The organism is Sporosarcina soli, from assembly GCF_042655805.1.
GTDB classification, from domain to species: Bacteria; Bacillota; Bacilli; order Bacillales_A; family Planococcaceae; genus Sporosarcina; species Sporosarcina soli.
Map to the genome: position 1 here is coordinate 445495 of NZ_JBHSNO010000016.1, position 23280 is coordinate 468774.

Consider the following 23280-nt stretch of genomic DNA (forward strand, 5'->3'; position numbering starts at 1 on the left):
CCATTTCCCTTCATCTTTCTCCTATATAAAAGGCAGGAGGGGAAATAAATGATAAAAATAATGATCGATGCAGGACATGGACCACAAACAGCTGGAAAACGTTCACCGGACGGGACTTTACGGGAATTCAACTTTAACCGTGCCGTCGCGGAACTCGTCAAAAAAGAGTTAGTGGCAGAAGGCATTGCAGTCAGTTTCTCACATGATGACCGGAAAGACGTTCCATTATCCGAACGGACGCAAAAAGCGAACAAATTGAACGTCGATGCCTTCATCTCCATTCATGCGAATGCTTATGGGAGTGGGTGGAATAGCGCAAATGGCATCGAAACGTACATCTATCCAACAGCAAGCAAAGGGGCACAACTGTTAGCGGACCTCGTCCAACGTTCCCTCATTACTGCATGCAACCGTGCGGACCGCGGCGTAAAAAAAGGAAACTTCGCAGTGCTGCGCGACACAAAGATGCCCGCCATCTTGATCGAATCCGGCTTCATGACCCATCGGGAAGAAGCGGCTTTATTATTGCAACAGTCTTACCAGAAACAATGCGCCAAAGCCATTACCTTCGCCATTTTGGCTTGGGTGTATCGGGGGCAGAAGTAATGGGAGGAAGAAGGTAGTTTGAGTGGATGAAGAGTGGATTTTGAGCGTGAGGAGGTTTGCTTTGAGCGCGCGGGGGGGCAGTTTTGAGCGCTAGCGGCTTGCTTTGATCACGCGAAGAGAAGTTGGAGCGCCTGCGACTTGCTTTGATCACGCGAAGAGAATCTTGAGCGCTAGCGACTCTTTTTGAGAACGGTGGGCGATCGTTGATTGGGATGGTAAACGTAAATAAAAGACTGCTCCGTTTCCAGGGTTTCCTGTGAAGAATAGTTTTTTCATGCTCGTTGAAACGTTTTCCACTCCCCGTTTGTCTAACAAGTAGAGGAAGGAGGGACAGGAGCTTGCTAGATATCCAAAAGATTCAACGTGCCAAAAAAGGGAATAAGAAAGCCTTTCAAGAGTTACTGGAGGAGGAAAAAGTCAAACTTTATAAAATCGCTTTTGTTTATATGAAAAACGAAGAGGATGCGCTGGAGGTTTTCCAAGAAACAACTTATAAAGCCTTGCGATCGATTAAAAACCTGAAAGATGAAAGGTACTTTTCGACATGGCTATCACGCATTCTGATCAATACTGCAATCGACCTGTTAAACAAAAAGAAAAAAATCATTCCGATGGAGAAAGAGATTTTAGAAGAAAAGCTACCCCCATACGAATCCAATGTAGAAGATTTCGATTTACTGCAAGCCGTTATGGAATTGGATGAAAAATATAAAACCGTCTTAATGCTTCGGTTTTACAAAGATTACACCGTGAAGCAAATTGCAGAAGCATTGGATTGTCCCGAGGGTACAGTGAAAACGAACATCCACCGTGGCATTCATCAGCTGAAAGAAAAATTGAAGGAGGATTGTGTGAATGAGTACTAATCAATGGCCTGATTTAAAAAAGGAAATGGAAAAGATCCCTGTCCCAACGGAAAAACTTGATGCCATTATTGCGAATACCATCCAGCAGGAACGACCGAGACGTTCGAAAAAGAAAGTTCTTTTCTATGCAACGAGTGCAGCGGTTTTAGGCTTGGGTTTATTCATAGGTTCAGCGAGTGTATCTCCCGCAATGGCGAAAATCGCTTCGAATATCCCGCTGATCGGCACGTTTTTCAATGATTCTTTGGATGAAGGGTTAAGAATTGCTGGACAAGAAGGCTTAACGCAAGTCGTCAACCAATCCGCAAAAGATAATGGGATTACGTTAACGATGAATGAATTCTTTTATGATGGGACCCGCCTGACATTCGGTTATACACAAGAATCTCTTTTCGCCATTGGAGAGCTAGAACGCCCAACAATCAAAGTGAACGGGCAAGAAATTAATTTCAGCTCCGGCTATTCAGGAGACTTTGTGACACCACAAAAATATAAAGGAACTATTGATATCACACCCACTGAGGAACTCCCAGAGGCATTTGACATGACTATGACAATTGATGCCGTCGGTTTGATCCCCGGAAAGTGGGAATTCAATTTCCCTGTGAAGCAGTCCAATGAAGTTACCGTCATTGAACCACAAGAAACGAAATTGATAGAAGGAGCACAAGTTGAAATTAGTACGTTGAAGCTTGGACCAGCAGGAACCGATCTTCAAGTAAAAGTGTTAAAAGATGTTGGGGATACTAACCTTGATCCTTATTTTTTACAATTTGACGTACTAGATGATCATGGGAATATGTTAGACACCTTAACCGGAAACGGCCATGGAGAAACTGTCAATGGAAAAGAAATCATCCAGCTAAATTTCCTGTACACCCCTTTAAAAGAAGAAAGTAAAGAACTTCGAATCATCCCATACACCATTCCTGTTTCCACTGAAGGATGGAAAGAGGTGACCGTACCTGTAGATGAGCAACGAGTACCTTTCATCGTGGATCAAGGAGAGTTTGGCAATATTCTCGTAACCGATATTGACTACCAATCGGATAAAATCATTGTCTATTTCGACCTGCAAAGCGATGTGATTGTTGATGATAAGCTTTCAAGATATTCATTTCGTCTAGAGGATGCTAATGGCAAAGACCTGTTTCTAGCGGATCAACCATTTGCAGAACGGATTGAAGGAAATACATTTAAGCAGGTATTTGCGGCTGGCTCGAAAAAAGGCTTGCAAATTAAAACGTATCAGTTCCCGAAACCAATTACGTACGAAGAATTTATCATCGATATTTCGCAGTGAATCATGTTTATGTTAACTAAAAATGCCGCCTTGCGATCGTATCTATTTCCGATTGCAAGGCGGTTTTTTCATGTCAATATCGAACCCCGTTTCCACTTCCCTGAAAAAGTCATTTGATTTTATGGATTTTTCATTCATAATGAGTTTGAACTTCGAGGAGGGTTGAAATGTCAAAATCAAAAATCAATCAAACTAAATATATTTTGGTATTGGTCGTCATTTTTGGGATTTTGACAAGTCTTCGTTTGCTGTGGGCTGTTTACCATGCCCCGGCTGAACAGCCATTGGCCCAAAACGGCCTGATGGATCTTCGGGGTTATGATTTGACAGAAGATCAAACGATTGTGCTTGATGGGGAGTGGTCGTTTTATCCCGATAAACTTGTGGATCCCGGGGAAATAGATAAAACAATTGGAAATCCATCCCAGAACGCTAAAGATGCTTCGCATCAATTCGGAACCTATCATTTAACCATTCTTGTCGATGAACATTCAGTGGCAGACGAAGTGTATTCGATCCGTATCCCCTCTACAAGTACAGCATCCGCATTGTTTATCAACGGACATTTAAAAGGAGAATCGGGTGTAGTCGCAACGGATATCGATCGTCATCAAGGGAAAGGCAACCCTTATGTCGTTTCATTCTTTGCTAAAAAAAATAAAATCGATATTGTTCTGCATGTTTCAAATTTCGATACTTCTCAAGGCATCGCGATCAATAAATCGATCAAATTCGGTACACATGATGCAATCGCCAAAGAGCAACACTTCACCGATATCCTAATGGCGGGGATTGTCATCACCCTATTGCTTTATAGCATTTATAGTTTGCTAATTTATCTTTTCATTCATCGCGCAAACATCCTCCTGTTTTTTGCATTTGGTTTCCTCTTGCCGGGCATTGACGAGTTAATCACTTATAATAGTGCCTCAATGGGATGGCTTCCACTTAACTATGAATGGTCCTTTAAATTTAAAGAATTGGTCTATCTTGGTGCCGCTTTATTCCTCATACAAATTATGGAGGTTTTATTGCCGAATTTCCAGCAATACAAACGTTTTTGGTGGTTTAATCTTTTTTATGGACTATGTGCAATCGCCATCATCGTGTTTCCGTTGAATACTTTAATCCAAGTCAATGTAGCCTTTTTTATTCTCTACATCATCTCTTTCCTGTCCGTCGTATCTTTAGCTTTAAAAGAATACTTCCAGTACAAAGATGAATCGTTTTTCATTGCGATTGTCGTTACGAGTACGACTTCGGGTATTGTATGGGGGCTGATTAAAGTCGTTTCAGGAATGGAAATACCTTTCTATCCATTCGATTACCTATTCGCTTTTCTCGGGTTTGCATTTTTTTGGTTCAGGCGTTTTTATCGGCAAAATAGGCGGGTTGTCGAACTGGTCGATGAACTGAAGCGAGCCGATTTATTAAAAGACGAATTTTTAACGAGCAGTGCGAAAAAGCTTTGGAATCCATTAAATAAGATGACAACAATCGCTCAAACTTTACAAAATCAAGATTCTCTCACTCCAAAAGAAAAAAACAATTTAGAACACCTGATAAATATCGGGCGGAGCATGTCTTTCACCCTCAATGATTTGCTTGATTTTACACGTTTAAATGAAAATATGATACAAGTTCACCCGAAAAGCATCAACATCCATGCGGTGATCTTTGGAGTATTCGATTTGTTGCATTATTTAGCTGATGGAAAACAAATTAAACTAACTTCCACCGTTCCAACTGATTTCCCTCATGTAGTTGCGGATGAAAGTAGACTGATTCAGATTTTCTTCAATCTTTTAGAAAATGCCATTAAATATACGGAATGCGGAAATGTTCGTGTACATGCGAAGGTTTTGAATGACCTCGCGATTATTTGTATTGAAGATACGGGCATTGGAATGGATGAAAAAACGCAGGAGAATGTCATGTCCGCTTATGGAAGAGGGATTGAAGATGATGAAGGTCTCGGATTAGGGCTGAATGTTTCTAAAAAGCTTATTGAGTTGCATGGAGGCAGCTTACAGATCCAGTCGGAATTGAGGAAAGGTACGAAGTTTATCTTTACACTTCCTTTAGCGCCCGGACAAAATGGAATAGACGGTGAAATAAATAGACAGCACCACGACATCAGCACTGAGAAAAAGGATTCGGATGAAGAACAGCAATGCTCAACCAATAAGAATCATATTTTAGTCGTTGACGATGATCCAAGCAACCTGAAAGTGATCGCTGAGATTTTCCCGCCTGAACAGTATCAAGTTATCACCGAGACAAGAGGGACAGAGGCCTTAAAATTATTACATGTCGTTGAATGGGATTTAATCATTATCGATGTCATGATGCCCTATATGTCAGGATATGAATTAACGAAATTGATCAGAGCGCGTTATTCGCTCACTGAACTCCCAATCTTATTATTGACGTCCAGAAATGATACAGCAGATGTGAATATCGGATTGTCTTCAGGTGCGAATGATTACGTTGCGAAACCCATCAATTGGCTTGAATTGAAATCACGTAGTATTGCACTCATCGATTTAAAAAAGTCGATTAGTGAAAAGCAATATATGGAATCGGCATGGCTTCAAGCACAGATTCGCCCCCATTTTTTGTTTAACACGTTAAATACGATTGCCAGTTTGAGTACGTTGGACACCGATCGAATGGTGAATTTACTAAGCGAGTTTGGCAACTATTTACACAGCAGCTTTAAGGAAGACAATTTAAACCGGGTGATTCCACTTGAAGAAGAGCTGGAACTTGTAAAATCCTATCTGTACATTGAAAGTGAAAGATTCGGAGATCGATTACAAGTGAAATGGGAAATCGATGAAAATATTATTGTGGAAGTCCCACCACTTTCTATCCAAACGTTGGTAGAAAATGCAGTACTTCACGGTGTATTGAAAAAAGGCTCGACCGGCACTGTCTGTATCCAAATTACGCGACAGGAGGAGTTCACAAAAGTAGCTATCCTTGATGATGGCGTAGGGATGAATCGTGAACAAGTCAGTCGTATACTGGATGATGAAAATCGTGCAGGAACGGGTATCGGATTGCTCAATACAGATAAACGTTTGAAAAGGATATTTGGTAAAGGTTTGAAAATTCAAAGCTCACCAAGTTGGGGTACAACAGTAGAATTTAGGATTCCCCACGAGGGTACGTCTTCATAGGATCAGTATGAATAAAAGACTCCCGTAATACCAGGTATATCTTCGGTATCGCGGAAGTCTTTTTATTCGGGATCTTAGAGCGGTAAGCAATCAAAAATGCATTCCGCCCAAGAAATCAAACGTATCATTCATGCTTAGCGTTATAGCAAACGAGGACAGATCCTGTTTTTGCTTCGCCGAAAATATGAAGCGGAGAGGCGTTTCCTTCGATATCCTTTTTAAAACGGATGGATCTTTGGAGAAATTGCTCTTGTTCGGCTGTACGATTGACATCGTCAAGCTGTAAGTCGAGCCGCCCCATATTGGACGAAATTTCACCAGAGAGTGCCACCACTTCGGATGGGATATAGATTTCCACTGACCCACTCATCGTCTTCGCATCAATTTTTTCCGCTTCCGGATCTTTCGTTGTTACGACGACATGGCCGTTCAGCGATTGGGCTTCGACATCTTTTACAACCCCATCGATGTACACACGGCCATTCAGCGTTTCCGCCTCAAGCGTAGTGCCCGTTATGCCGTTTAAAGCGATGGCTCCATTCGCCGTTTCAAATTCCCCATTTTTGAATGAAAGTCCCGTCACCTCGATTTTTCCGTTGGCAGTCTTTACACGAACCGTTTCTGCGGTAGCATCTTTCATTTTGAATGCGCCGTTCAATAAGCGAGCGGAAATTTTCGCATAATCCTTTTTCGGTAAATACAAATCCACATTCACTTGAACCATTTTCATATCGCTGGCAATCAGCAATTTTCCTTCATCTTTCACAAATAACAACTTATCCAAAAAGTCTTTTTTCGCCTTTTCTTCCGATTCGCTATTGAATGTTTTCACTGCGAATTCTGCACGAACCTCTTCCGCTTCTTCTTGATGTAAGGTCACTTTCCCATTGTCGATATCGATGATGACTTCTTCGATTCCACTGGCGGGTTTGGTCATCGTCTGATGGAATGTCACCGCATTTCCAAAAGGCGAATCAAAGTCGAATGATTTCACTTTTTGCACAGCCGTTTGCATAAATTGCATAAAGCGATCGCCTACAGTCGTAAAGTCTTTGCGTAAATCTTCCAGGAATTCATCAATAGAAGGGTTCTTTTGTCCGTCGCCGGCATTCTTCTCATCTGTTTGTTCTCCGGAGCGCTGTTCGCTGGCCGGCTCTTCCTGTTTTACAATAGCCGCTGGGCTCGTTTGCTCTGTTTCAACCGTTTTTTCCGAACCTTTTGTTTGACTCAATGCCTCTAGAAGTGTCAGTGCCTCGTCTGTTGTGATCGTCCCGTTTTCCAGCATTGCTAAAATCCGTTTCCGTTCATTTTGCATTGTTGTGCCTCCTAGTATTGTCGTCATCCGGATTGCTCCGATTTGATATTTATATATACGACTCATTATCCAAAAGGTTTCACTTGGCTACATTTTCGGCTTCTCTAATTTTTTGTTCCATCCGTTCCCGATCGCGCGCCAGAATTGGATGTAAATATGCGCCTGTGTAGGAGGCGTTTTCCGTAGCCACTTGTTCAGGTGTCCCTGTGGCAATGATTTGCCCGCCTTTGTCTCCGCCTTCAGGTCCTAAATCGATAATATGGTCGACGGTTTTAATGACATCCAGATTATGCTCGATGACGAGAACAGTATTCCCCGTATCGACAAGCCGCTGTAAGACGTGAAGAAGTTTGGCAATATCATGGACATGCAATCCGGTCGTCGGTTCGTCGAGAATATAGAACGACTTTCCATTCGATCGCTTATGCAGTTCGGAAGCCAATTTCACCCGCTGTGCTTCCCCGCCAGATAATGTCGTTGCGGGCTGTCCCAGTTTAATATAGCCTAGCCCCACGTCCATGATTGTTTGTAATTTACGGCTGATTTTCGGGATATTTTCGAAAAACACCAACGCATCCTCGACCGTCATATCCAAGACATCGGCGATATTCTTCCCTTTGTAACGGACTTCTAATGTTTCCCGATTGTAACGTTTGCCATGGCAGACTTCACAAGGCACATAGACATCCGGTAAAAAATGCATTTCAATCTTAATGATCCCGTCTCCTCGACATGCTTCACAGCGTCCACCTTTCACATTGAAGCTGAACCGGCCTTTCTTATATCCCCGGACTTTCGCTTCGTTTGTGGATGCATACACATCCCGCACATCGTCAAACATGCCGGTATAAGTGGCCGGATTCGATCTAGGTGTACGGCCGATCGGCGACTGGTCGATCTCGATAACTTTCTCCAGTTCTTCAAGTCCTGTCACCGATTTAAATTGACCCGGTTTCTGTTTCGAACGGTTCAATTTCTGGGCAAGCACCTTATAGAGCACTTCATTGACCAATGTACTTTTCCCCGAGCCTGAAACGCCTGTCACCGCTATAAATTGCCCGAGCGGAATTTGAACGTTAACGTTTTTTAAATTGTTCTCTGAAGCGCCTTTGATCGTGATTTTCCGTCCATCCGATTTCCGTCTTTCCAGCGGCAACGGAATGAATTTTTTCCCGCTCAAATATTGTCCCGTTAACGAATTCGGATCGTTCATTACTTCTTCCGGCGTGCCGGCAGAGACGATTTCTCCTCCTGCAACGCCTGCTCCCGGTCCAATATCAATCAAATGGTCAGCCGCCATCATCGTATCCTCATCATGTTCTACGACGATGAGCGTATTGCCGATATCGCGCATGCTTTGTAAAGTCCCGATCAGGCGGTCGTTGTCCCGTTGGTGAAGACCGATCGATGGCTCATCCAAAATATAGAGCACGCCAGACAAGCGCGAACCGATTTGAGTGGCTAATCGGATACGCTGTGCTTCTCCGCCTGAAAGCGTTCCTGCCGCCCTCGATAACGTTAAATAATCCAGCCCGACGTTGACAAGAAAGCCTAGCCGTTCCGCAATTTCCCGTAAGATCAATTTGGCAATTTGTGCATCTTTTTCAGAGAGTTCCAAGTCTTTGAAAAAGTGGTCCGCTTCCATAATGGATAATTCCGTAACTTGACCGATATGCGCCCCGTTCACTTTTACAGCTAGCGTTTCCTCTTTCAACCGATAACCGTTACAGGTCGGACAAGGCCTTTGTGCCATGTATTTCTCCATCTGTTCCCGTATGTAGTCAGAAGATGTCTCTTTGAATCTTCGTTCTACATTCGACAAAATGCCTTCAAAGTAAATATTGTTATCCCGTGTACTTCCGAATTCGTTCGTATAGCGAAAGCGGATTTTCTCATTTTTATCTCCATGCAGAAGCTTTGCAAGCTCCTCTTTAGACAGTTCGCTAACGGGTACATCCATCGATATACCGAAATGATTCGCCACCGTTTTCAATAATTCTGGATAATATTGAGAACTTGTCGGTTCCCACGGAGCGATGGCATGGTCTTTCAAGGAAAGCGATGAATCTGGAATGACCAGCTCGGGATCCACTTCCAACTTGTTGCCTAACCCATCACAATCAGGGCAGGCGCCGAACGGGCTATTGAAAGAGAACATACGCGGTTCCAATTCACCGATTGAAAATCCGCAAAGCGGACAAGCGTGATGTTCACTGAATAGCATTTCCTCTCCATCGATGACATCGACCAAAACAGTGCCATTTGCGAGGCGAAGTGCCGATTCCAACGAGTCACTTAGCCGGGCGGCAACGTCTTCTTTAATAATAATCCGGTCGATCACGACTTCAATATTATGTTTTTTGTTTTTATTGAGTTCGATATTATCGTCCAGGTCCATCGTTTCCCCGTTGACACGAATACGGACATACCCTTGTTTCTTAATGTCTTCAATCAGCTTTACATGCGTTCCTTTACGGCCGGAAACGATCGGGGCGAGCACTTGGATACGTGAACGTTCCGGCAATTGCAAGAGACGGTCCACCATTTGTTCGACCGTTTGGGATGAAATTTCCGTTCCATGGATCGGACAAACCGGTTTTCCGACCCGCGCATAAAGTAAGCGCAAATAATCATAGATTTCCGTCACTGTTCCGACAGTGGAGCGTGGATTTCGACTTGTCGTCTTCTGGTCGATGGAAATGGCCGGAGATAGTCCTTCGATGACATCCACATCCGGCTTATCCATCTGCCCGAGAAATTGACGGGCATACGCGGACAGCGATTCTACATAACGTCGCTGCCCTTCCGCGTACACCGTATCAAAAGCGAGGGAAGACTTTCCCGATCCCGACAAACCAGTCATGACGACCAGTTTGTCCCGTGGAATGCTGACATCAATATTTTTTAAGTTATGTGTACGTGCTCCTTGTATGACGATTTCTTTATTTTTCATAGAAACTCACCTTTCCGCTTTCAGTTCCAAAATCGTATCTCTCAGTTCTGCAGCCCGTTCGAAATCAAGCGCCTTCGCTGCTTCTTTCATCTCTTTCTCGAGTTTTTCAAGCAGCGTCACTTTTTCATCTTTTGTCAGTTTCTTGCCTTTAGTCAATTTCTCTACATACGTTTCCGTTTCTTCTGCGACTTGCGTTGCACGGATGACATCGCGAATTTCTTTATTGATCGTCGTCGGCGTAATGCCATGTTTTTCGTTGTATGCCATTTGAATTTCCCGACGTCGCTTCGTCTCGTCAATCGCTTTCGTCATGGAATCTGTCATCCGATCCGCATACATGACAACATGCCCATTGGAATTCCGTGCAGCACGGCCAATCGTTTGAATAAGCGATCGCTCCGAACGGAGGAAGCCTTCCTTGTCCGCATCGAGAATGGCTACCAATGAGACTTCCGGAATATCGAGTCCTTCTCTTAGAAGATTGATGCCGACAAGGACATCGTATGTGCCGAGCCGCAGCTCCCGTATAATTTCAATACGTTCTAACGTTTTGATTTCCGAATGCAAGTATTGCACTTTTATGCCGATATCTTTTAAGTAATCCGTCAAATCCTCCGACATTTTCTTTGTCAATGTCGTAATGAGGACACGTTCGTTCTGTTGAATCCGGGTGTGGATTTCATCGATCAAATCATCGATCTGTCCTTCGATTGGCCGGACATCGATCGTAGGATCCAATAATCCAGTCGGGCGGATGATCTGTTCAATCATTTCAGGTGTATGTTCGATTTCGTAAGGGCCTGGCGTGGCTGATACGTAAATCGCTTCTTTCACATGACCTTCGAACTCCTCAAACGTAAGCGGTCTGTTATCGAGTGCGGATGGCAACCGGAATCCGTGTTCGACGAGGACATTTTTCCTCGCTTGGTCTCCATTGAACATGCCCCGAATTTGCGGGATTGAGACATGGCTTTCATCGATAACGATCAGGAAATCATCCGGGAAATAGTCCAGTAATGTATAAGGTGTGGCTCCTGCAGGTCTGAGCGTCAAATGCCGTGAATAGTTTTCAATACCCGAACAGAAGCCCATTTCACGCATCATTTCCAAATCATAGCGTGTCCGTTGTTCAAGGCGTTGCGCTTCAAGGAGCTTATCTTGACTGCGCAGAACCTTCAACTGTTCCTCCAGTTCGGCTTCGATATTCTCAATCGCCTTGACCATCTTCTCTTCACGCGTTACGAAGTGGGAGGCCGGAAAAATGGCGATATGCTCACGTTCACCCAGTATTTCTCCCGTCAGCGCATCCACTTCCCGTATCCGATCGATTTCATCCCCGAAAAACTCGACCCGCATACAGCGCTCGTCGCGCGATGCCGGGAATATTTCAACGACATCGCCCCTGACCCGGAACGTTCCGCGGACGAAGTTGATATCATTCCGTTCATATTGGATATCGACCAACTTCCGGAGCAATTCGTTGCGTCCGATCTCCATGCCGGTGCGAAGCGAGACAACGAGTTCCCGATATTCCTCCGGATTCCCGAGACCGTAAATACAGGACACCGACGCCACGATGAGCACATCATTCCGTTCAAATAACGAGGAAGTAGCGGAGTGGCGCAATTTGTCAATTTCATCATTGATACTGGCGTCTTTTTCAATATAGGTGTCTGTATGTGGGACATACGCTTCCGGCTGGTAATAATCATAATAACTGACGAAATACTCGACGGCATTATCCGGGAAAAACTCTTTGAACTCACTATATAATTGGCCGGCTAATGTTTTATTGTGCGCAATGACGAGCGTAGGCTTATTCACTTCGGTTACGACATTCGAAATGGTAAATGTTTTGCCCGTCCCTGTCGCCCCAAGCAACGTCTGATGCTTTTGCCCTTTTTCCAACCCTTCCACCAGTTTGACGATGGCTGACGGTTGGTCCCCTTTTGGCGTATAGGGTGCTTGTAAGTTGAATTTTTGGACCATTGAAGTCCCTCCCTATTAATAGATCAATCACGCCTCGGCGTGATTGCGTCCAGATTTTGAATTGTGCTTGCGCAATTAACTCCCTTCAAAATCTGTGACATTCGCCGGAGGCTCAACTTGAATCAGCAGGGAATGTGGACCCCCCTGATTTCAATGTATATCGACATTCATCCCGCTACTTATAGAAATGGGGAAATTCTGCTGAATCAAGTTGAAGCAAGTTGTATCTATCTTATCACTTTACCCATCTTTTGACGAGTAAAAAACGAACGTATATTCTAATGGTCGAAACACGCAAAAAAAGACGTTGCATGTAAGGTGACACACGCAACGTCTTTTCAATTTTTAATCACTAATTTCTAGTTTCAATAATCTTTCCGTGTAAGTCTGGAAGGCCTCTTCATCCCGACAATCCAGTGCATTATCAATTAAATCCATCAATCTGGCTTTCGTTTGTTCCCGGTGAATGTGATTCAAAAATAGGTCCATATAAATTTCATTCAGCAATTTTTCTGCTTGAAGCGATGAACCGTTTTTCCCGACGGCTTTCAAAAATTCAGCATATGAATAGTTTTTTTCCATCTCGCTCACCCCTGATGGCTTTTATTTATTATACCGAAGAATAGGGGCCAATTGCAAGATATTTTTTAGAATATTCTATTTTCAAACCCACCGTCAGAGAAGCAAAATTACTGTTAATGTTCTTTATTTCTCGCATCTGTGAAACGGATGGTCACTTCCGAAATCAGCAAGATGACGCCGCCCAATAGCAAGGGCGTGGAAGAAATGCCGTAAAGGAACAAAGCGCTAATGAAAACGAGAACTGCTTGGATCCATTGAACCAATCTGACGTTTTTCCGAATGGCACCAGGTCGTGTTTCCATCCGCTCAGGAAAGAGCATATCCATCCTGAATTCGTCCGAAGCACGCAATGCATAGATTAGCTGCACTGATGTTGCAAATGCGAGTGCGCCCGCAAAAATGATCACAACAATCGGGAATGGTATAAAAATGGCCCCAAGTATAGATAAGGCAGTCAGTCTTACCCACAGCCAGAAGTTGTCATCCGTTCGAAGAAATGTCCGTCTGATTAAATAATCTTGTGGAACTGTCTTTCCAAACTTCGCCGTGCCAAATAGCGAGCCTAGCCATCCTCTTCGACTGATGGATCCTTTCAGATGCGGAACGTCTGTGAAATAATTGGCAAAACGGTAAAAGCGCATCATTCGATTTTGCTCCAAAGCGATAAAATGATCATAAGGAAATGGCTTTTCCGATTTCTTTTTCCGCCAATACACACCGTAAAGGCCGATGATGACGAAAAAAGCTACCGTCAAATACGGATAAGGGCTGAGCCAAACGAAAATGAGAAAGGCCGCCAACAGAAAACGGATGAGCCGATCCCGCCAAACGCCGGCACCTCCTGTAGCGTGCCGAACAGCATATTCCGTTTCAACGAACAGCCATTTCAACACAATAATGAAAATAGCAAGCCAAACATAGAGCAACTTCGAACCCGTCTCCGTTGCAGACAAGAGCGGTAACGCAACGATATACAACAATAGCGGCAAGGGCAATTGAGAAAAGGTTGTCCAACTTAAAGCTCGGCCCAAATAGCGATCCAGCCGATGTTCAAGAGGTAGGAAATAAACTGTATCGGCCGGCTTTAACAGTGTCGTAGGTGACGAAATCGCCAGCGCCACCGCAATGATCAAAGCCGTGAGCAAGGTAGCCGGGAAATCCGTCGGCACTTCCTTCAACCACTCGCTATAGGCGTAGCCTCCCGCACCGATTGTAAAAACGAGCACGATGGCCAAATGGCCGGTAAAGACGTACTTCATATATTTTTGGAGTTCGGTTATATAATGGACGAACCGGTTCCCCCAGATGTCACGCAAATTGTTCATAATCCGCTTCCTCTGTCATCGCGATATATAAGTCATCCAAGGATGCCTTCGGACGGTCGAAAGCTTTCCTCAAATCTTCCATTGTCCCTTCCGCTCGCACCCGTCCTTCGTGCAGCAAAATGATCCGGTCACAATATTTTTCTGCCGTCGATAAGACGTGGGTGGACATGAGAACGGATGCCCCGTTTTCTTTCCGCTCCGTCATCTGCTCCAAAAGCGATCGAATCCCGAGTGGATCCAAGCCGACGAAAGGTTCATCGATAATGTACAACGAAGGGTTGACGAGGAACGCACACATGATCATCACTTTTTGCCGCATTCCTTTCGAAAAATGGGCAGGAAACCATTTCAACCGTTTTTCCATGCGGAACTCCTTTAACAACTCTGCTGAACGCGCTTCAAATAACTCCTTCTCCAGCCCGTAAGCCATCGCCGTCAATTCCAAATGCTCCCGCAGCGTCAATTCCTCATACAAAATCGGCGTTTCCGGAATGTATGTGAATGCCTTTCTGTACATTTCAGGATTCTCACTGAACGTTACTCCATTGACGCGAATTTCTCCGCTATGGGGATTCATCAGGCCGATAATATGTTTAATCGTCGTACTTTTCCCCGCCCCGTTCAGGCCGATCAAACCGACGAGTTCTCCTTCACCGATGTTGAATGATAGGTCATGTAGAACCGGTTTACGTGTATAGCCACCTGTTACGTCTTTCATTTCGAGAATTGCCATATCCATCCTCCATTCTTCTTTTCAGTTTATCAAAAAATGATTGAAAAAGCTTTCGTCACCTCGATGAATCCAGCACCCCTTTAGTTAAAAATATGCTAAACTTGTCCTATTCATGAAAGGGTGTGCTGAAATGACGAATTGTATTTTTTGTAAAATTATTGAAGGTTCCATTCCAAGCGCCAAAATTTATGAAGACGAGCATGCGCTTGCCTTCATGGACATCGGTCCGGTAACGAAAGGACATGCCCTGCTGATCCCTAAACAACATCGGGAAAACGTCTATGAGTTAACCGAAGAAGAGGCATCGAATCTATTTGCCGTTGTGCCGAAAATCGCCAATGCGCTAAAAGCGGAATTCGAACCGGCCGGGATGAATTTATTGCAAAACAATGGTGCACATGCAGGTCAAGCGGTCTTCCATTTCCATCTGCATTTCATCCCACGCTATGATGAGACGGATGGTTTCCAACCGACATTCCAACCGAAATCCCCAGAGTTTACACCCGAGCGCATCCAAGAAATCGCTGCGGGTTTACAAGCACGATTGACCAATTAACTCCTTTCAAAATCCGTGACATCCGCGGGCCTACAGGATGTTGGTCACTCAGGCATTGCCGCAGGACGCGGCGATCTTAGCCTGAGTTCCCCTAATCAGCGGGGAGTTTGGACTCCCCCAGATTTAAAGCATTTTGGCATTCCACCACCACATGTAGTAGTGGGTGACTTCTGCTGAATCAAATTAAGCTTGCGAGTTATTTGAAATTGGTGTAAAATCACTATAAGTTTTTCGCTGTCGATCACGAGGATACGGCAGGAAAACCATAGACGAGTCGAGGAGAGATGAGAATTGAAAACGAAAGAACTTGTATTAATGGCGCTGTTAGTCGCTGTCGGTGCTGCACTGTATTTGATTATACCCGGTTATGGTGAAGGTATGAAACCTGATTTCATGCTGACGATGATGTTCATCGGGATCATCTTGTTTCCGACAACGAGAAACGTATTTTTATTGGCTTTAACGACCGGTGTTATTTCTGGTATTTTCTCCAGTTTCCCGGGGGGATTCATCCCGAATATTATCGATAAGTTCGTAACGGCTTTTGTTGTTTACGGTATTATTATTCTACTAAAGAAATTATCGCGGAATTTGATTGTCACAACCGTTGTTACAGGTATCGGAACGGTTTTGTCAGGTAGTATATTCTTATCGGTCGCATTATTTCTACTAGGCGTAACGCTTCCAGGCTTAGATTCGCCTGCAGTGGCTTTTACAACTCTATTCGTAGTAGTTGTCCTGCCTGCCATTTTGATGAATTGTATCGCGTTTTTCATCATCTATCCAATTGTGACCAATTTGATGAAACGCTCATCTTTTAAATCTGTATTATCCAATTAAAAGAACTTATAAAAGCTTTCCGTTGTAAGTGCGGAAAGCTTTTTATCTTCGTTCAGTAGAGGAATCTCACCTCTATAAGTCACGATACAGTTTTGTTTTCCTGTTTAGCGGGAGCCGAACGCCCGCTGAACGAATAATGGAAGGCAGTCTAAGTGCGCGACGTCCTGTCGCAACGACTGCATGACCTACATCCTGTAGGCCCGCGGATGTTATAGATTTTGAAAGGAGTTAATTGCGAATCGAACGGCGAAGGGTTCGATTTGCCGTATTTCTGCGTTTTTTTGCAGAAATTAAGGCACCAGCCATTAGAAAGCGCAATTCAAAATCTGGACGCAATTACGCCAAGGCGTAATTGATTATTGTTTGCTCAACTTGTCACGCCATGTTTTAATTGAGTAAGAACAGGAATACTAGTCAGTATAGAAAGGAGCTCAACCAATCATGAAAACATCCACATTTTTACTTGGAGTTGCTGCTGGATCCATCGCGGCAGCAGTAACTGTCTTATTTTCAACTCCACAATCGGGGAATGAGCTACGATCGTCTGTAAAAAATGCATCTGTTGATATGAAAGAGAAATTTAAAGATGTAAAAGTGAAAATCGACAGTTTGAAAGAATCGGTTTCACATTTGACGAAAGAGGCAAAAGAAACAGTTCCAGCTGCAATTGAAGGCATCAAACATTCAGTAGACAAATGGCAACAGTCCACCGAGCCCAATAAGGATCGGTTGGAAAATGAAATCGCCGCCATTCAGAAGGCTCTCGAAGAATTGGAACAAACTATTGCTACACAACAAAAATAATGACAACTCGAAGCGGATGCAAAGAAATCAATATGCATCCGCTTTTCTTAATTATTATTATTAGAAAAGTTTTTATGCAATTCTTACTTTTCACTTCTTTGTTTTCCTGCTATAATAAAAAGTATGGACTATTAAAGAAAGAAGGTGTTCCCTATGTCGGAACAAAGGTTTTCCCCGCTAGAGGCAATGATTTTCAGTCAGCGCGTTGCACAGATGTCCAAAGCACTATGGAAAGCTGTGGAAAGAGATTGGCAACAATGGATCAAACCTTATGATCTGAATATTAATGAGCATCATATTTTATGGATTGCTTTCCATCTTGGGGGTGCCACAATTTCTGACATCGCCAAATTCGGGGTGATGCATGTATCGACCGCTTTCAACTTTTCGAAAAAACTGGAGGAACGAGGCTATCTCGAATTTTATAAAAAAGAAGATGATCGCCGAAATACATATGTAGCTGTAACAGAAAAAGGGAAAGACCTTCTACTCCTCATGAATGATAACTATCATAATACACATCACGGCATTCTTGAAGGCTCCCTGCCGATTAAAGAGTTGTATGGAAAATTCCCGGAATTCCTTGAAGTTATGTCCGTCCTCCGAAATATTTACGGTCAAGATTTTATGGAAATTTTTGAGCGTGGATTTGAAAATCTCAAAGATGGTTTTGGGGATTCTACCGTAGATAAAACGGAAAAGGCAATGATTCAGAAGGAAAAGGAACCTGCGCGCTGATTCCTTTGGCAGAAGTTTTAACCATTCCATTTCACGCTAACTTCTGCTATGATTACATTGCCAAGCTGAAGAGGAGGAATAGATTTGATTTTACTTATTACAATTCTGTTCTCATTATTTTATTTGTATCAAATCAACAAAATGACATATGCGCTTTGCGAATCCCGGGAGATACCGGAAGAGAAGCAGCCGAAAATATATAAAACGGTTAACATACTTGTCACAATTTTGATTTTATCTTTTTATGTAGAAGTTTTTCTTCAAGTATAAGAAAAGTCCATCCCCTTATTCAGGGAATGGACTTTTTGTTTCGATTGAAGGCATCAAGCCTTTTTCATTCATCAGTATAAAAAGGCTGCACCAACAATGATCAATAAGATGAACAATACAACAATCAACGCGAATCCCGAAGAACCTTGGTTACATCCGCTCATAGGAGCACCCCCTCTCTATCAGTATCCTATGCAAACGTTTTGTCTAATTATAGGCTAACTTCCGGGGAACCTTTTTGTTTTAGATGCGTTTTTATGGTATAGTGTCTTCTGTCGCACCATTCTTTGCGTGTCGACGTAATTGCTTTTACATTTCAATCAGCAGGACGTTGGAATCCCTCTGATACTAGGCATTTCGACATTTGTCCCACCCGTTATACAAGTGAGTAATTTCTGTATCTGACGCCACGCCTTCAGTTCAGAAATATTCGCTGAGTCCATTTAAAAAATAGAGGAGAATTTGATATGAAAAAAACAGTCTTAGCACTGACGATGGCCGCGTCTGTCCTTGCACTTTCAGCATGTAGCGATAAAAATAGCGCTGAAGAAGTCCTTGTCACTTCCAAAGCGGGTGACATTACAAAAGCGGATTTGTATGATGAGATGAAAGATGCAATCGGTTTGCAAGTCGTAGAAAATCTCATCCTTCAACAAGCAATCGAAAGCGAGTTCAGTGTCTCCGATAAAGAAGTCGAAGAAGAGATTAAAAAACAAAAAGAACAATATGGCGATAGCTTTGAGATGTATCTTGCACAAAGCGGCATGACAGAGAAATTCTTCGAGAAAAACGTGAAATCACAAATGATCCAGACTAAAATGCTCGATTCTTTGAAAGTCACAGATGAGGAAATCAAAGCTGGACTTGCCAATGCAAAAAAAGAGATCCATGCACGCCATATTTTAGTTGAAGATGAAAAAACAGCAAAAGAAGTCCGCAGTAAATTGGAAGAAGGCGGCGATTTTGAGGAATTGGCGAAAGAATACTCCACTGAACCTGCTGCACAAGATACAGGCGGAGACCTCGGTTGGTTCGGTACGGGCAGAATGGTACCTGAATTTGAAAAGGCCGCTTTCGCACTGAAAAAAGGCGAAATCAGTGAACCTGTCAAATCAAGCTTCGGCTACCATGTGATCGAATTGCTCGACACGCGTGAAGCAAAAGTGGAAGCGACAGATGAAGAATTGAAAGCAACAGTGGAAGATAACTTGAAACGTGCAAAATTCGAAGAGAAGCTAATCAGCTTACTGAAAGATTCAAATATCGACATTAAAGCGGAAGAATTCAAAGGCGCCCTTGAAGACTATTTACCAAAAACCGATAAAAAAGCTGATAAAGAATAAGCTATAAAAAAGCTGTCCCTTTCTTGGGACAGCTTTTTCTTATTCAAATGTCGGTTTGTAAAATGAGCGGTTATCGAGTGGGAAGATCCGTTCTGTGAATTCGCCAGGTGCGGTTTTGCCAAGGGCCCGATCTAGCATATTCATCTTCGCATCGATATTGTCGATGTAATGAAGGATTTCGGCTTCTTTCACCATCGGACGTTTCGGGCTTCCCCATTCTTCTTTCCCATGATGGGATAAAACCATATGTTTTAACAACATGACCTCTTCGCCCGCAATTTCAAGTTCATCGGCGGCTTTTGAAATTTCATTCACCATAATCGTGATATGCCCGAGCAAATTGCCTTCCACCGTGTATTGTGTGCCGATCGGGCCGGACAGTTCCACCACTTTTCCGATGTCATGCAAGATAATTCCCGCATATAGCAGATCCTTGTTCAAGGATGGGTACAGTTCCGCCAACGCCTTGCCCAATTTCAACATCGATACGACATGATCAATCAAGCCGGACACGTAATCATGATGGTTTTTCGTAGCGGCAGGATACGTCATGAAAGCCGCCTGATGTTTTTTCAAAAGATGACGGGTAATACGCTGAATATGCGGGTTTTGCATTTCAAAGAAATATTGCATCAATTCCTCGTATAACACTTCCTTACTTTTAGCGGAAGATGGGACCAAATCGGCAATGGTCACCCCTTCATCCGCTTTGATCGGCCGTATACTTTTAATGCGCAACTGGTTTTTTCCGCGATAGTCATGGACTTCTCCGCCCACTTTCACGATGGTAGCCGCTGCATAGGTCTTTTCATGCTCATCTTTCGTATCCCATAGCTTCGCTTCGATATCCCCGCTCTTATCTTGCAAAATAAGTGTCATAAATGGGCTGCCTTGCGTCGTTACTCCTTTGGTCGATTGTTTGATCAGTAGATAAAGATCGACCGGTTCACCCACTTTATGGTCTGCAATTCTTTTCATATCACGTTAGCCCCCTGTCTGCTTCCGAGTTCGGAAACTTGAAGTATTGTTGCTTGCTGCCATTTCTCTGTCATCCCATCATGGCAGGTGAAGTACATGAACTGATGCTTGCTTTGATATCGTTCCAGTAATTCAATCATACGCGAAAGTCGCGTTCCGTCAAAGTGGACAAATGGGTCATCCATCAAAATCGGGAACGGCGCTGAGTCATTAACGGATGCTGCAAGCGCCAATCGTAATGAAATATAGGCTTGTTCTTTCGTCGCTTGGCTTAACTCCATAATGGGGTAACGCATCCCATTTGTCGAGAGCACTTCAAAACGTCCCTGTTCCGTCACGATGAGTGATATGTAGCGACCACCCGTCAACTCATTGAATAATTCTTCAGCCTCTTCCAGCACTGCCGGCAACTTTTTTTCTTTTAACTCCCGCATGGTTTGTTTGATCGCTTCACTCAATGCCTTTCGTTCAGCCCATTTTTTTGCGAGTTCTGCCAGTTCTGTTTTTTTCATTTCAAACAGCTGGTACGTACGGGCATAGGATTCATCCGACAATAGTTGTTCGGTTCTACTGACGAGCGTGGCCTTCTCTTGAATCAGTGTATGCTGTTCCGCATCGAGTAACGTTAGCGTTTCTCCAATCGCCTTCCCTTGCTTTTGCAAGGAGGCATCCGTCTCGCCGGCCGGCAATTCCAGGGGGCCATGTACAGCCAACTGGGCATCTAAATCCAGGAGTTGACCTTTTAACAGGACGCTTTCTTGGTACATGGCGTGAGCGCTATAAAAGGCCTCTTCCGTCTCTGCTCCGACCTCTTTGAATAATGCCTGCATTTTATCCGTCAAGCCTGCTACAAGCCCTGTCAACTCGTTCAGCGACGCTTTCTTGGTAACGATGGTACGATTGATTGTCCTGAAAGCTTCCACCTTCTCTTTCAGGTCGATGAATTCCCTTCGTAATAGCTCATACAATGCCTCTTCCGGAATTGACTTGTGCAAGACGTTTTCGACGTCCTTCACCCGCCCTGCCATATTTTTTCTCATCGTTTCCAATTGCTCGATAGCGGCCTTCCGATCCCTTTCCACGCCTTGCACTTCCCGGATCATCCGGAATAATTCAGGGATGATTCCGGTCGATGGCAATTCCTTAAATCCATATCGGCGGAGGAATGCCGACAATTCGCTTTCGATTTGCTGGCGTTCAAAATAGGTATGATCCCGTTCCGCTTCCAATCGCTGTTGTTTCCGTTCCAACGCGAGCAATCCCTCTTGTAAAACTTCCACTTCCCGGTTATAACGTGCCACCCGTTCAGCCAATTCTTCCATTTGCTCTTCATGGCCATCATACGAGGCGATGATCTTTTCCATCTCCCTTAGCTTCGTTTCATCTGCCGACGCTCGCCCGTTTTTCTGTTGTATGAAAAATCCCATTCCAACAAAAAGGAGGGCCGCGACCACAAACAACCACTCCTTCAAAATGAAACCGAGCGTGCCGAACAAGATGGCAAGCAATGCCCCTAGCAACAAGAATGTACGGGAAGGTGTCTCCTGCTGCCCAGTTCCGATGGCTACATATGCTTTCGCTTCCGCCAATTGTTGGCGACGTGCCGGCCACCTATGCACACGTTGCACCTCTTCCTGTGAAGGGGCAGAACGCTCAAGTACAAGACGGTCTTGTTCCTGATCTGCTTTTTCATTTTCCAGTTGTACAAGTTGCCGATTCAAATAGCCGATTTGCGCATCGCTTCCCGCTAGCCGGTTCATCAGCTCATACAATTGTTCCTCTTTCTGAAGGGAGACATCAGCCTGTAACAGGACATTTTCTTCATCCTCCAGCATGCCAATCCCTTCCAGTAACTGCCTTTTCAGATCCGTCTGTTTGCGCACATCCTCTTCCGCTGAAACGGCCGCCGTCTGCCAGCGATGCCACTCCGACTCTTTCGCTAATAAAAGATCGATTTCCGTGAGCCGATCATCTACTGGCTGTTCCGGCATGTCAGCAAGCAATTTCGACAACTCGTCTTCCGTTCGATGCAGTGCTGTTTCCGCCTCGATCCTTCTCCCTGCAAGCTTCTCGTATCTGCGGATGCCATCTGTCGGAAAGGTGTCTACGGAAATTGCCGCTAGGCGGGGCTTAATAGTCTGACGCTTTTCGTGGAGAGGGAGAAGCTGACGCATCAACTGGAATTGCTGCGCCTGTTGTTCCATCTCTTTTTGTTGCTCACGCAAGTGTTGAAGCCGTTCATCGATTTGACGGATTCGCTCTACTGCAGGTGCATAGTCAGCGATTTTTTCCTGCTCCTTTTTCAATTCCAGTTCCAATTCACGAAGTTCTGCCATTTTGACGTTCATCTGCGGATTTTTTCCGGACTTTTTGAAGAGGTCACCGAGTTCTTTCTCCAACTTTTTTTCCAATTGTAACAGCGTATCGACACCGGTCGTTCCGGAAGCAAGTAAGGTTCGACTGAGCTCTTCCTCATCCATTTTTTCAAACCCTTGCAGTTGCAATAAGGAAAATGAAAAGATCGATTCGAAGGAAGCTCGGTCATATTGGCGTAGCAAACGATCCAAGTCCGCCTCGCCGCCCTTCCTCCCATCCTCGAAGTGGACGTTCACATCTCCCGCCGACTTTCCCCGCACCCGTTCGACGATGCATTTTCCAAATTCCTTATCGTAAATATGCACTTGTCCACCATACTTGCCGCCAGATTTCGGTTCATAGCGTAGCAATGCACTATTTTTCTGCGGGAATCCGAAAAGGATATGAAGGATGAATTGCTGGATCGTCGTCTTTCCCGCTTCGTTCTGCCCATACAACACATTGATGCCGGGTCCAACATCCAAGGTGATGTTTTCGTGCTTTCCAAATCCGTAAATGACCAATTTCTCAATTTTCAC

Annotated in this window: 19 protein-coding genes; 10 read left to right on the forward strand and 9 right to left on the reverse strand. The window is 44.1% G+C overall.

Annotated features, from left to right (window positions below; genetic code table 11):
• The first annotated feature begins 48 nt into the window (after positions 1–48).
• The 4 genes from ACFPRA_RS22850 (at position 49) to ACFPRA_RS22865 (ending at position 5960) form a co-directional block, all read left to right on the forward strand.
• Positions 49–606 carry an N-acetylmuramoyl-L-alanine amidase family protein gene (locus tag ACFPRA_RS22850; protein WP_381439889.1) on the forward strand — a complete coding sequence of 186 codons (558 nt, stop codon included), beginning with the start codon at positions 49–51 and terminating at the stop codon, positions 604–606.
• A gap of 338 nt (positions 607–944) precedes the next feature.
• Complete coding sequence (locus ACFPRA_RS22855) at positions 945–1472, forward strand: sigma-70 family RNA polymerase sigma factor (protein ID WP_381439891.1); 528 nt, start codon at positions 945–947, stop codon at positions 1470–1472.
• Positions 1462–2775, forward strand: coding sequence for a DUF4179 domain-containing protein (locus tag ACFPRA_RS22860; protein ID WP_381439893.1), 1314 nt, complete (start codon positions 1462–1464; stop codon positions 2773–2775). The genes ACFPRA_RS22855 and ACFPRA_RS22860 overlap by 11 nt, the downstream gene beginning before the upstream one ends.
• Positions 2776–2942: 167 nt before the next feature.
• A complete protein-coding gene (locus tag ACFPRA_RS22865) occupies positions 2943–5960 on the forward strand; it encodes an ATP-binding response regulator (RefSeq protein ID WP_381439896.1) in 3018 nt (1005 codons plus the stop codon).
• Positions 5961–6084: 124 nt separating this feature from the next.
• Here ACFPRA_RS22865 and ACFPRA_RS22870 read toward each other — a convergent pair whose 3' ends face one another.
• From ACFPRA_RS22870 to ACFPRA_RS22895, 6 genes are all read right to left on the reverse strand, one after another.
• Complete coding sequence (locus ACFPRA_RS22870) at positions 6085–7275, reverse strand: DUF4097 family beta strand repeat-containing protein (RefSeq protein WP_381439898.1); 1191 nt, start codon at positions 7273–7275, stop codon at positions 6085–6087.
• Positions 7276–7354: 79 nt separating this feature from the next.
• Entirely contained in the window at positions 7355–10228 is a 2874-nt protein-coding gene (gene uvrA, locus ACFPRA_RS22875; protein WP_381439900.1) for an excinuclease ABC subunit UvrA, read from the reverse strand.
• Between the two features lie 6 nt (positions 10229–10234).
• Positions 10235–12217 carry an excinuclease ABC subunit UvrB gene (uvrB, locus tag ACFPRA_RS22880; RefSeq protein ID WP_381439902.1) on the reverse strand — a complete coding sequence of 661 codons (1983 nt, stop codon included), beginning with the start codon at positions 12215–12217 and terminating at the stop codon, positions 10235–10237.
• A gap of 345 nt (positions 12218–12562) precedes the next feature.
• Positions 12563–12799 (reverse strand): IDEAL domain-containing protein, encoded by a 237-nt coding sequence (locus tag ACFPRA_RS22885; protein ID WP_239392532.1) that lies wholly within the window; start codon positions 12797–12799, stop codon positions 12563–12565.
• Between the two features lie 113 nt (positions 12800–12912).
• Positions 12913–14124: an ABC transporter permease gene (locus ACFPRA_RS22890; protein ID WP_381439906.1), complete on the reverse strand. Its 1212-nt coding sequence runs from the start codon at positions 14122–14124 to the stop codon at positions 12913–12915.
• The gene (locus ACFPRA_RS22895; RefSeq protein WP_381439908.1) at positions 14108–14857 is read right to left on the reverse strand and encodes an ABC transporter ATP-binding protein; all 750 of its coding nucleotides are present in this window, start codon (positions 14855–14857) and stop codon (positions 14108–14110) included. Before ACFPRA_RS22895 ends, ACFPRA_RS22890 begins: the two co-directional genes overlap by 17 nt.
• Before the next feature lie 130 nt (positions 14858–14987).
• Here ACFPRA_RS22895 and ACFPRA_RS22900 point away from each other — a divergent pair, with 130 nt between their 5' ends.
• The 5 genes from ACFPRA_RS22900 to ACFPRA_RS22920 all read left to right on the forward strand — a co-directional run bounded on the left by ACFPRA_RS22900 (position 14988) and on the right by ACFPRA_RS22920 (position 18065).
• Positions 14988–15413, forward strand: a complete 426-nt coding sequence (locus ACFPRA_RS22900) for an HIT family protein (RefSeq protein ID WP_381439910.1) — start codon at positions 14988–14990, stop codon at positions 15411–15413.
• A 291-nt stretch (positions 15414–15704) separates the two neighbouring features.
• On the forward strand, positions 15705–16253 hold the full coding sequence (locus ACFPRA_RS22905) for a tryptophan transporter (protein WP_381439912.1): 549 nt from the start codon (positions 15705–15707) through the stop codon (positions 16251–16253).
• A gap of 441 nt (positions 16254–16694) precedes the next feature.
• Entirely contained in the window at positions 16695–17057 is a 363-nt protein-coding gene (locus ACFPRA_RS22910; protein ID WP_381439915.1) for a YtxH domain-containing protein, read from the forward strand.
• A gap of 153 nt (positions 17058–17210) precedes the next feature.
• Positions 17211–17795: an HTH-type transcriptional regulator Hpr gene (locus tag ACFPRA_RS22915; protein ID WP_381439918.1), complete on the forward strand. Its 585-nt coding sequence runs from the start codon at positions 17211–17213 to the stop codon at positions 17793–17795.
• An 84-nt stretch (positions 17796–17879) separates the two neighbouring features.
• The gene (locus ACFPRA_RS22920) at positions 17880–18065 is read left to right on the forward strand and encodes a hypothetical protein (RefSeq protein WP_239392539.1); all 186 of its coding nucleotides are present in this window, start codon (positions 17880–17882) and stop codon (positions 18063–18065) included.
• Positions 18066–18136: 71 nt separating this feature from the next.
• Here the strand turns inward: ACFPRA_RS22920 and ACFPRA_RS22925 are convergent, their stop codons facing one another.
• On the reverse strand, positions 18137–18229 hold the full coding sequence (locus ACFPRA_RS22925; RefSeq protein WP_381439923.1) for a YjcZ family sporulation protein: 93 nt from the start codon (positions 18227–18229) through the stop codon (positions 18137–18139).
• A 303-nt stretch (positions 18230–18532) separates the two neighbouring features.
• Between ACFPRA_RS22925 and ACFPRA_RS22930 the strand changes: the two genes are divergently transcribed.
• Positions 18533–19408, forward strand: a complete 876-nt coding sequence (locus ACFPRA_RS22930; protein WP_381439926.1) for a peptidylprolyl isomerase — start codon at positions 18533–18535, stop codon at positions 19406–19408.
• 39 nt (positions 19409–19447) lie between these two features.
• Here the strand turns inward: ACFPRA_RS22930 and yhaM are convergent, their stop codons facing one another.
• Together yhaM and ACFPRA_RS22940 are read right to left on the reverse strand one after the other, a co-directional pair.
• Complete coding sequence (gene yhaM / locus ACFPRA_RS22935; RefSeq protein WP_381439929.1) at positions 19448–20386, reverse strand: 3'-5' exoribonuclease YhaM; 939 nt, start codon at positions 20384–20386, stop codon at positions 19448–19450.
• Entirely contained in the window at positions 20383–23280 is a 2898-nt protein-coding gene (locus tag ACFPRA_RS22940; RefSeq protein WP_381439931.1) for an ATP-binding protein, read from the reverse strand. The genes yhaM and ACFPRA_RS22940 overlap by 4 nt, the downstream gene beginning before the upstream one ends.

What these genes read in the sequence shown, in the direction of transcription:
- ACFPRA_RS22850 (WP_381439889.1), top strand. Translation starts at nt 49, where the DNA reads ATGATAAAAATAATGATCGATGCAGGACATGGACCACAAACAGCTGGA.
- ACFPRA_RS22860 (WP_381439893.1), top strand. Translation starts at nt 1,462, where the DNA reads ATGAGTACTAATCAATGGCCTGATTTAAAAAAGGAAATGGAAAAGATC.
- ACFPRA_RS22865 (WP_381439896.1), top strand. Translation starts at nt 2,943, where the DNA reads ATGTCAAAATCAAAAATCAATCAAACTAAATATATTTTGGTATTGGTC.
- ACFPRA_RS22870 (WP_381439898.1), bottom strand. Translation starts at nt 7,275, where the DNA reads ATGCAAAATGAACGGAAACGGATTTTAGCAATGCTGGAAAACGGGACG.
- uvrA (WP_381439900.1), bottom strand. Translation starts at nt 10,228, where the DNA reads ATGAAAAATAAAGAAATCGTCATACAAGGAGCACGTACACATAACTTA.
- uvrB (WP_381439902.1), bottom strand. Translation starts at nt 12,217, where the DNA reads ATGGTCCAAAAATTCAACTTACAAGCACCCTATACGCCAAAAGGGGAC.
- ACFPRA_RS22885 (WP_239392532.1), bottom strand. Translation starts at nt 12,799, where the DNA reads ATGGAAAAAAACTATTCATATGCTGAATTTTTGAAAGCCGTCGGGAAA.
- ACFPRA_RS22890 (WP_381439906.1), bottom strand. Translation starts at nt 14,124, where the DNA reads ATGAACAATTTGCGTGACATCTGGGGGAACCGGTTCGTCCATTATATA.
- ACFPRA_RS22895 (WP_381439908.1), bottom strand. Translation starts at nt 14,857, where the DNA reads ATGGCAATTCTCGAAATGAAAGACGTAACAGGTGGCTATACACGTAAA.
- ACFPRA_RS22900 (WP_381439910.1), top strand. Translation starts at nt 14,988, where the DNA reads ATGACGAATTGTATTTTTTGTAAAATTATTGAAGGTTCCATTCCAAGC.
- ACFPRA_RS22910 (WP_381439915.1), top strand. Translation starts at nt 16,695, where the DNA reads ATGAAAACATCCACATTTTTACTTGGAGTTGCTGCTGGATCCATCGCG.
- ACFPRA_RS22915 (WP_381439918.1), top strand. Translation starts at nt 17,211, where the DNA reads ATGTCGGAACAAAGGTTTTCCCCGCTAGAGGCAATGATTTTCAGTCAG.
- ACFPRA_RS22925 (WP_381439923.1), bottom strand. Translation starts at nt 18,229, where the DNA reads ATGAGCGGATGTAACCAAGGTTCTTCGGGATTCGCGTTGATTGTTGTA.
- ACFPRA_RS22930 (WP_381439926.1), top strand. Translation starts at nt 18,533, where the DNA reads ATGAAAAAAACAGTCTTAGCACTGACGATGGCCGCGTCTGTCCTTGCA.
- yhaM (WP_381439929.1), bottom strand. Translation starts at nt 20,386, where the DNA reads ATGAAAAGAATTGCAGACCATAAAGTGGGTGAACCGGTCGATCTTTAT.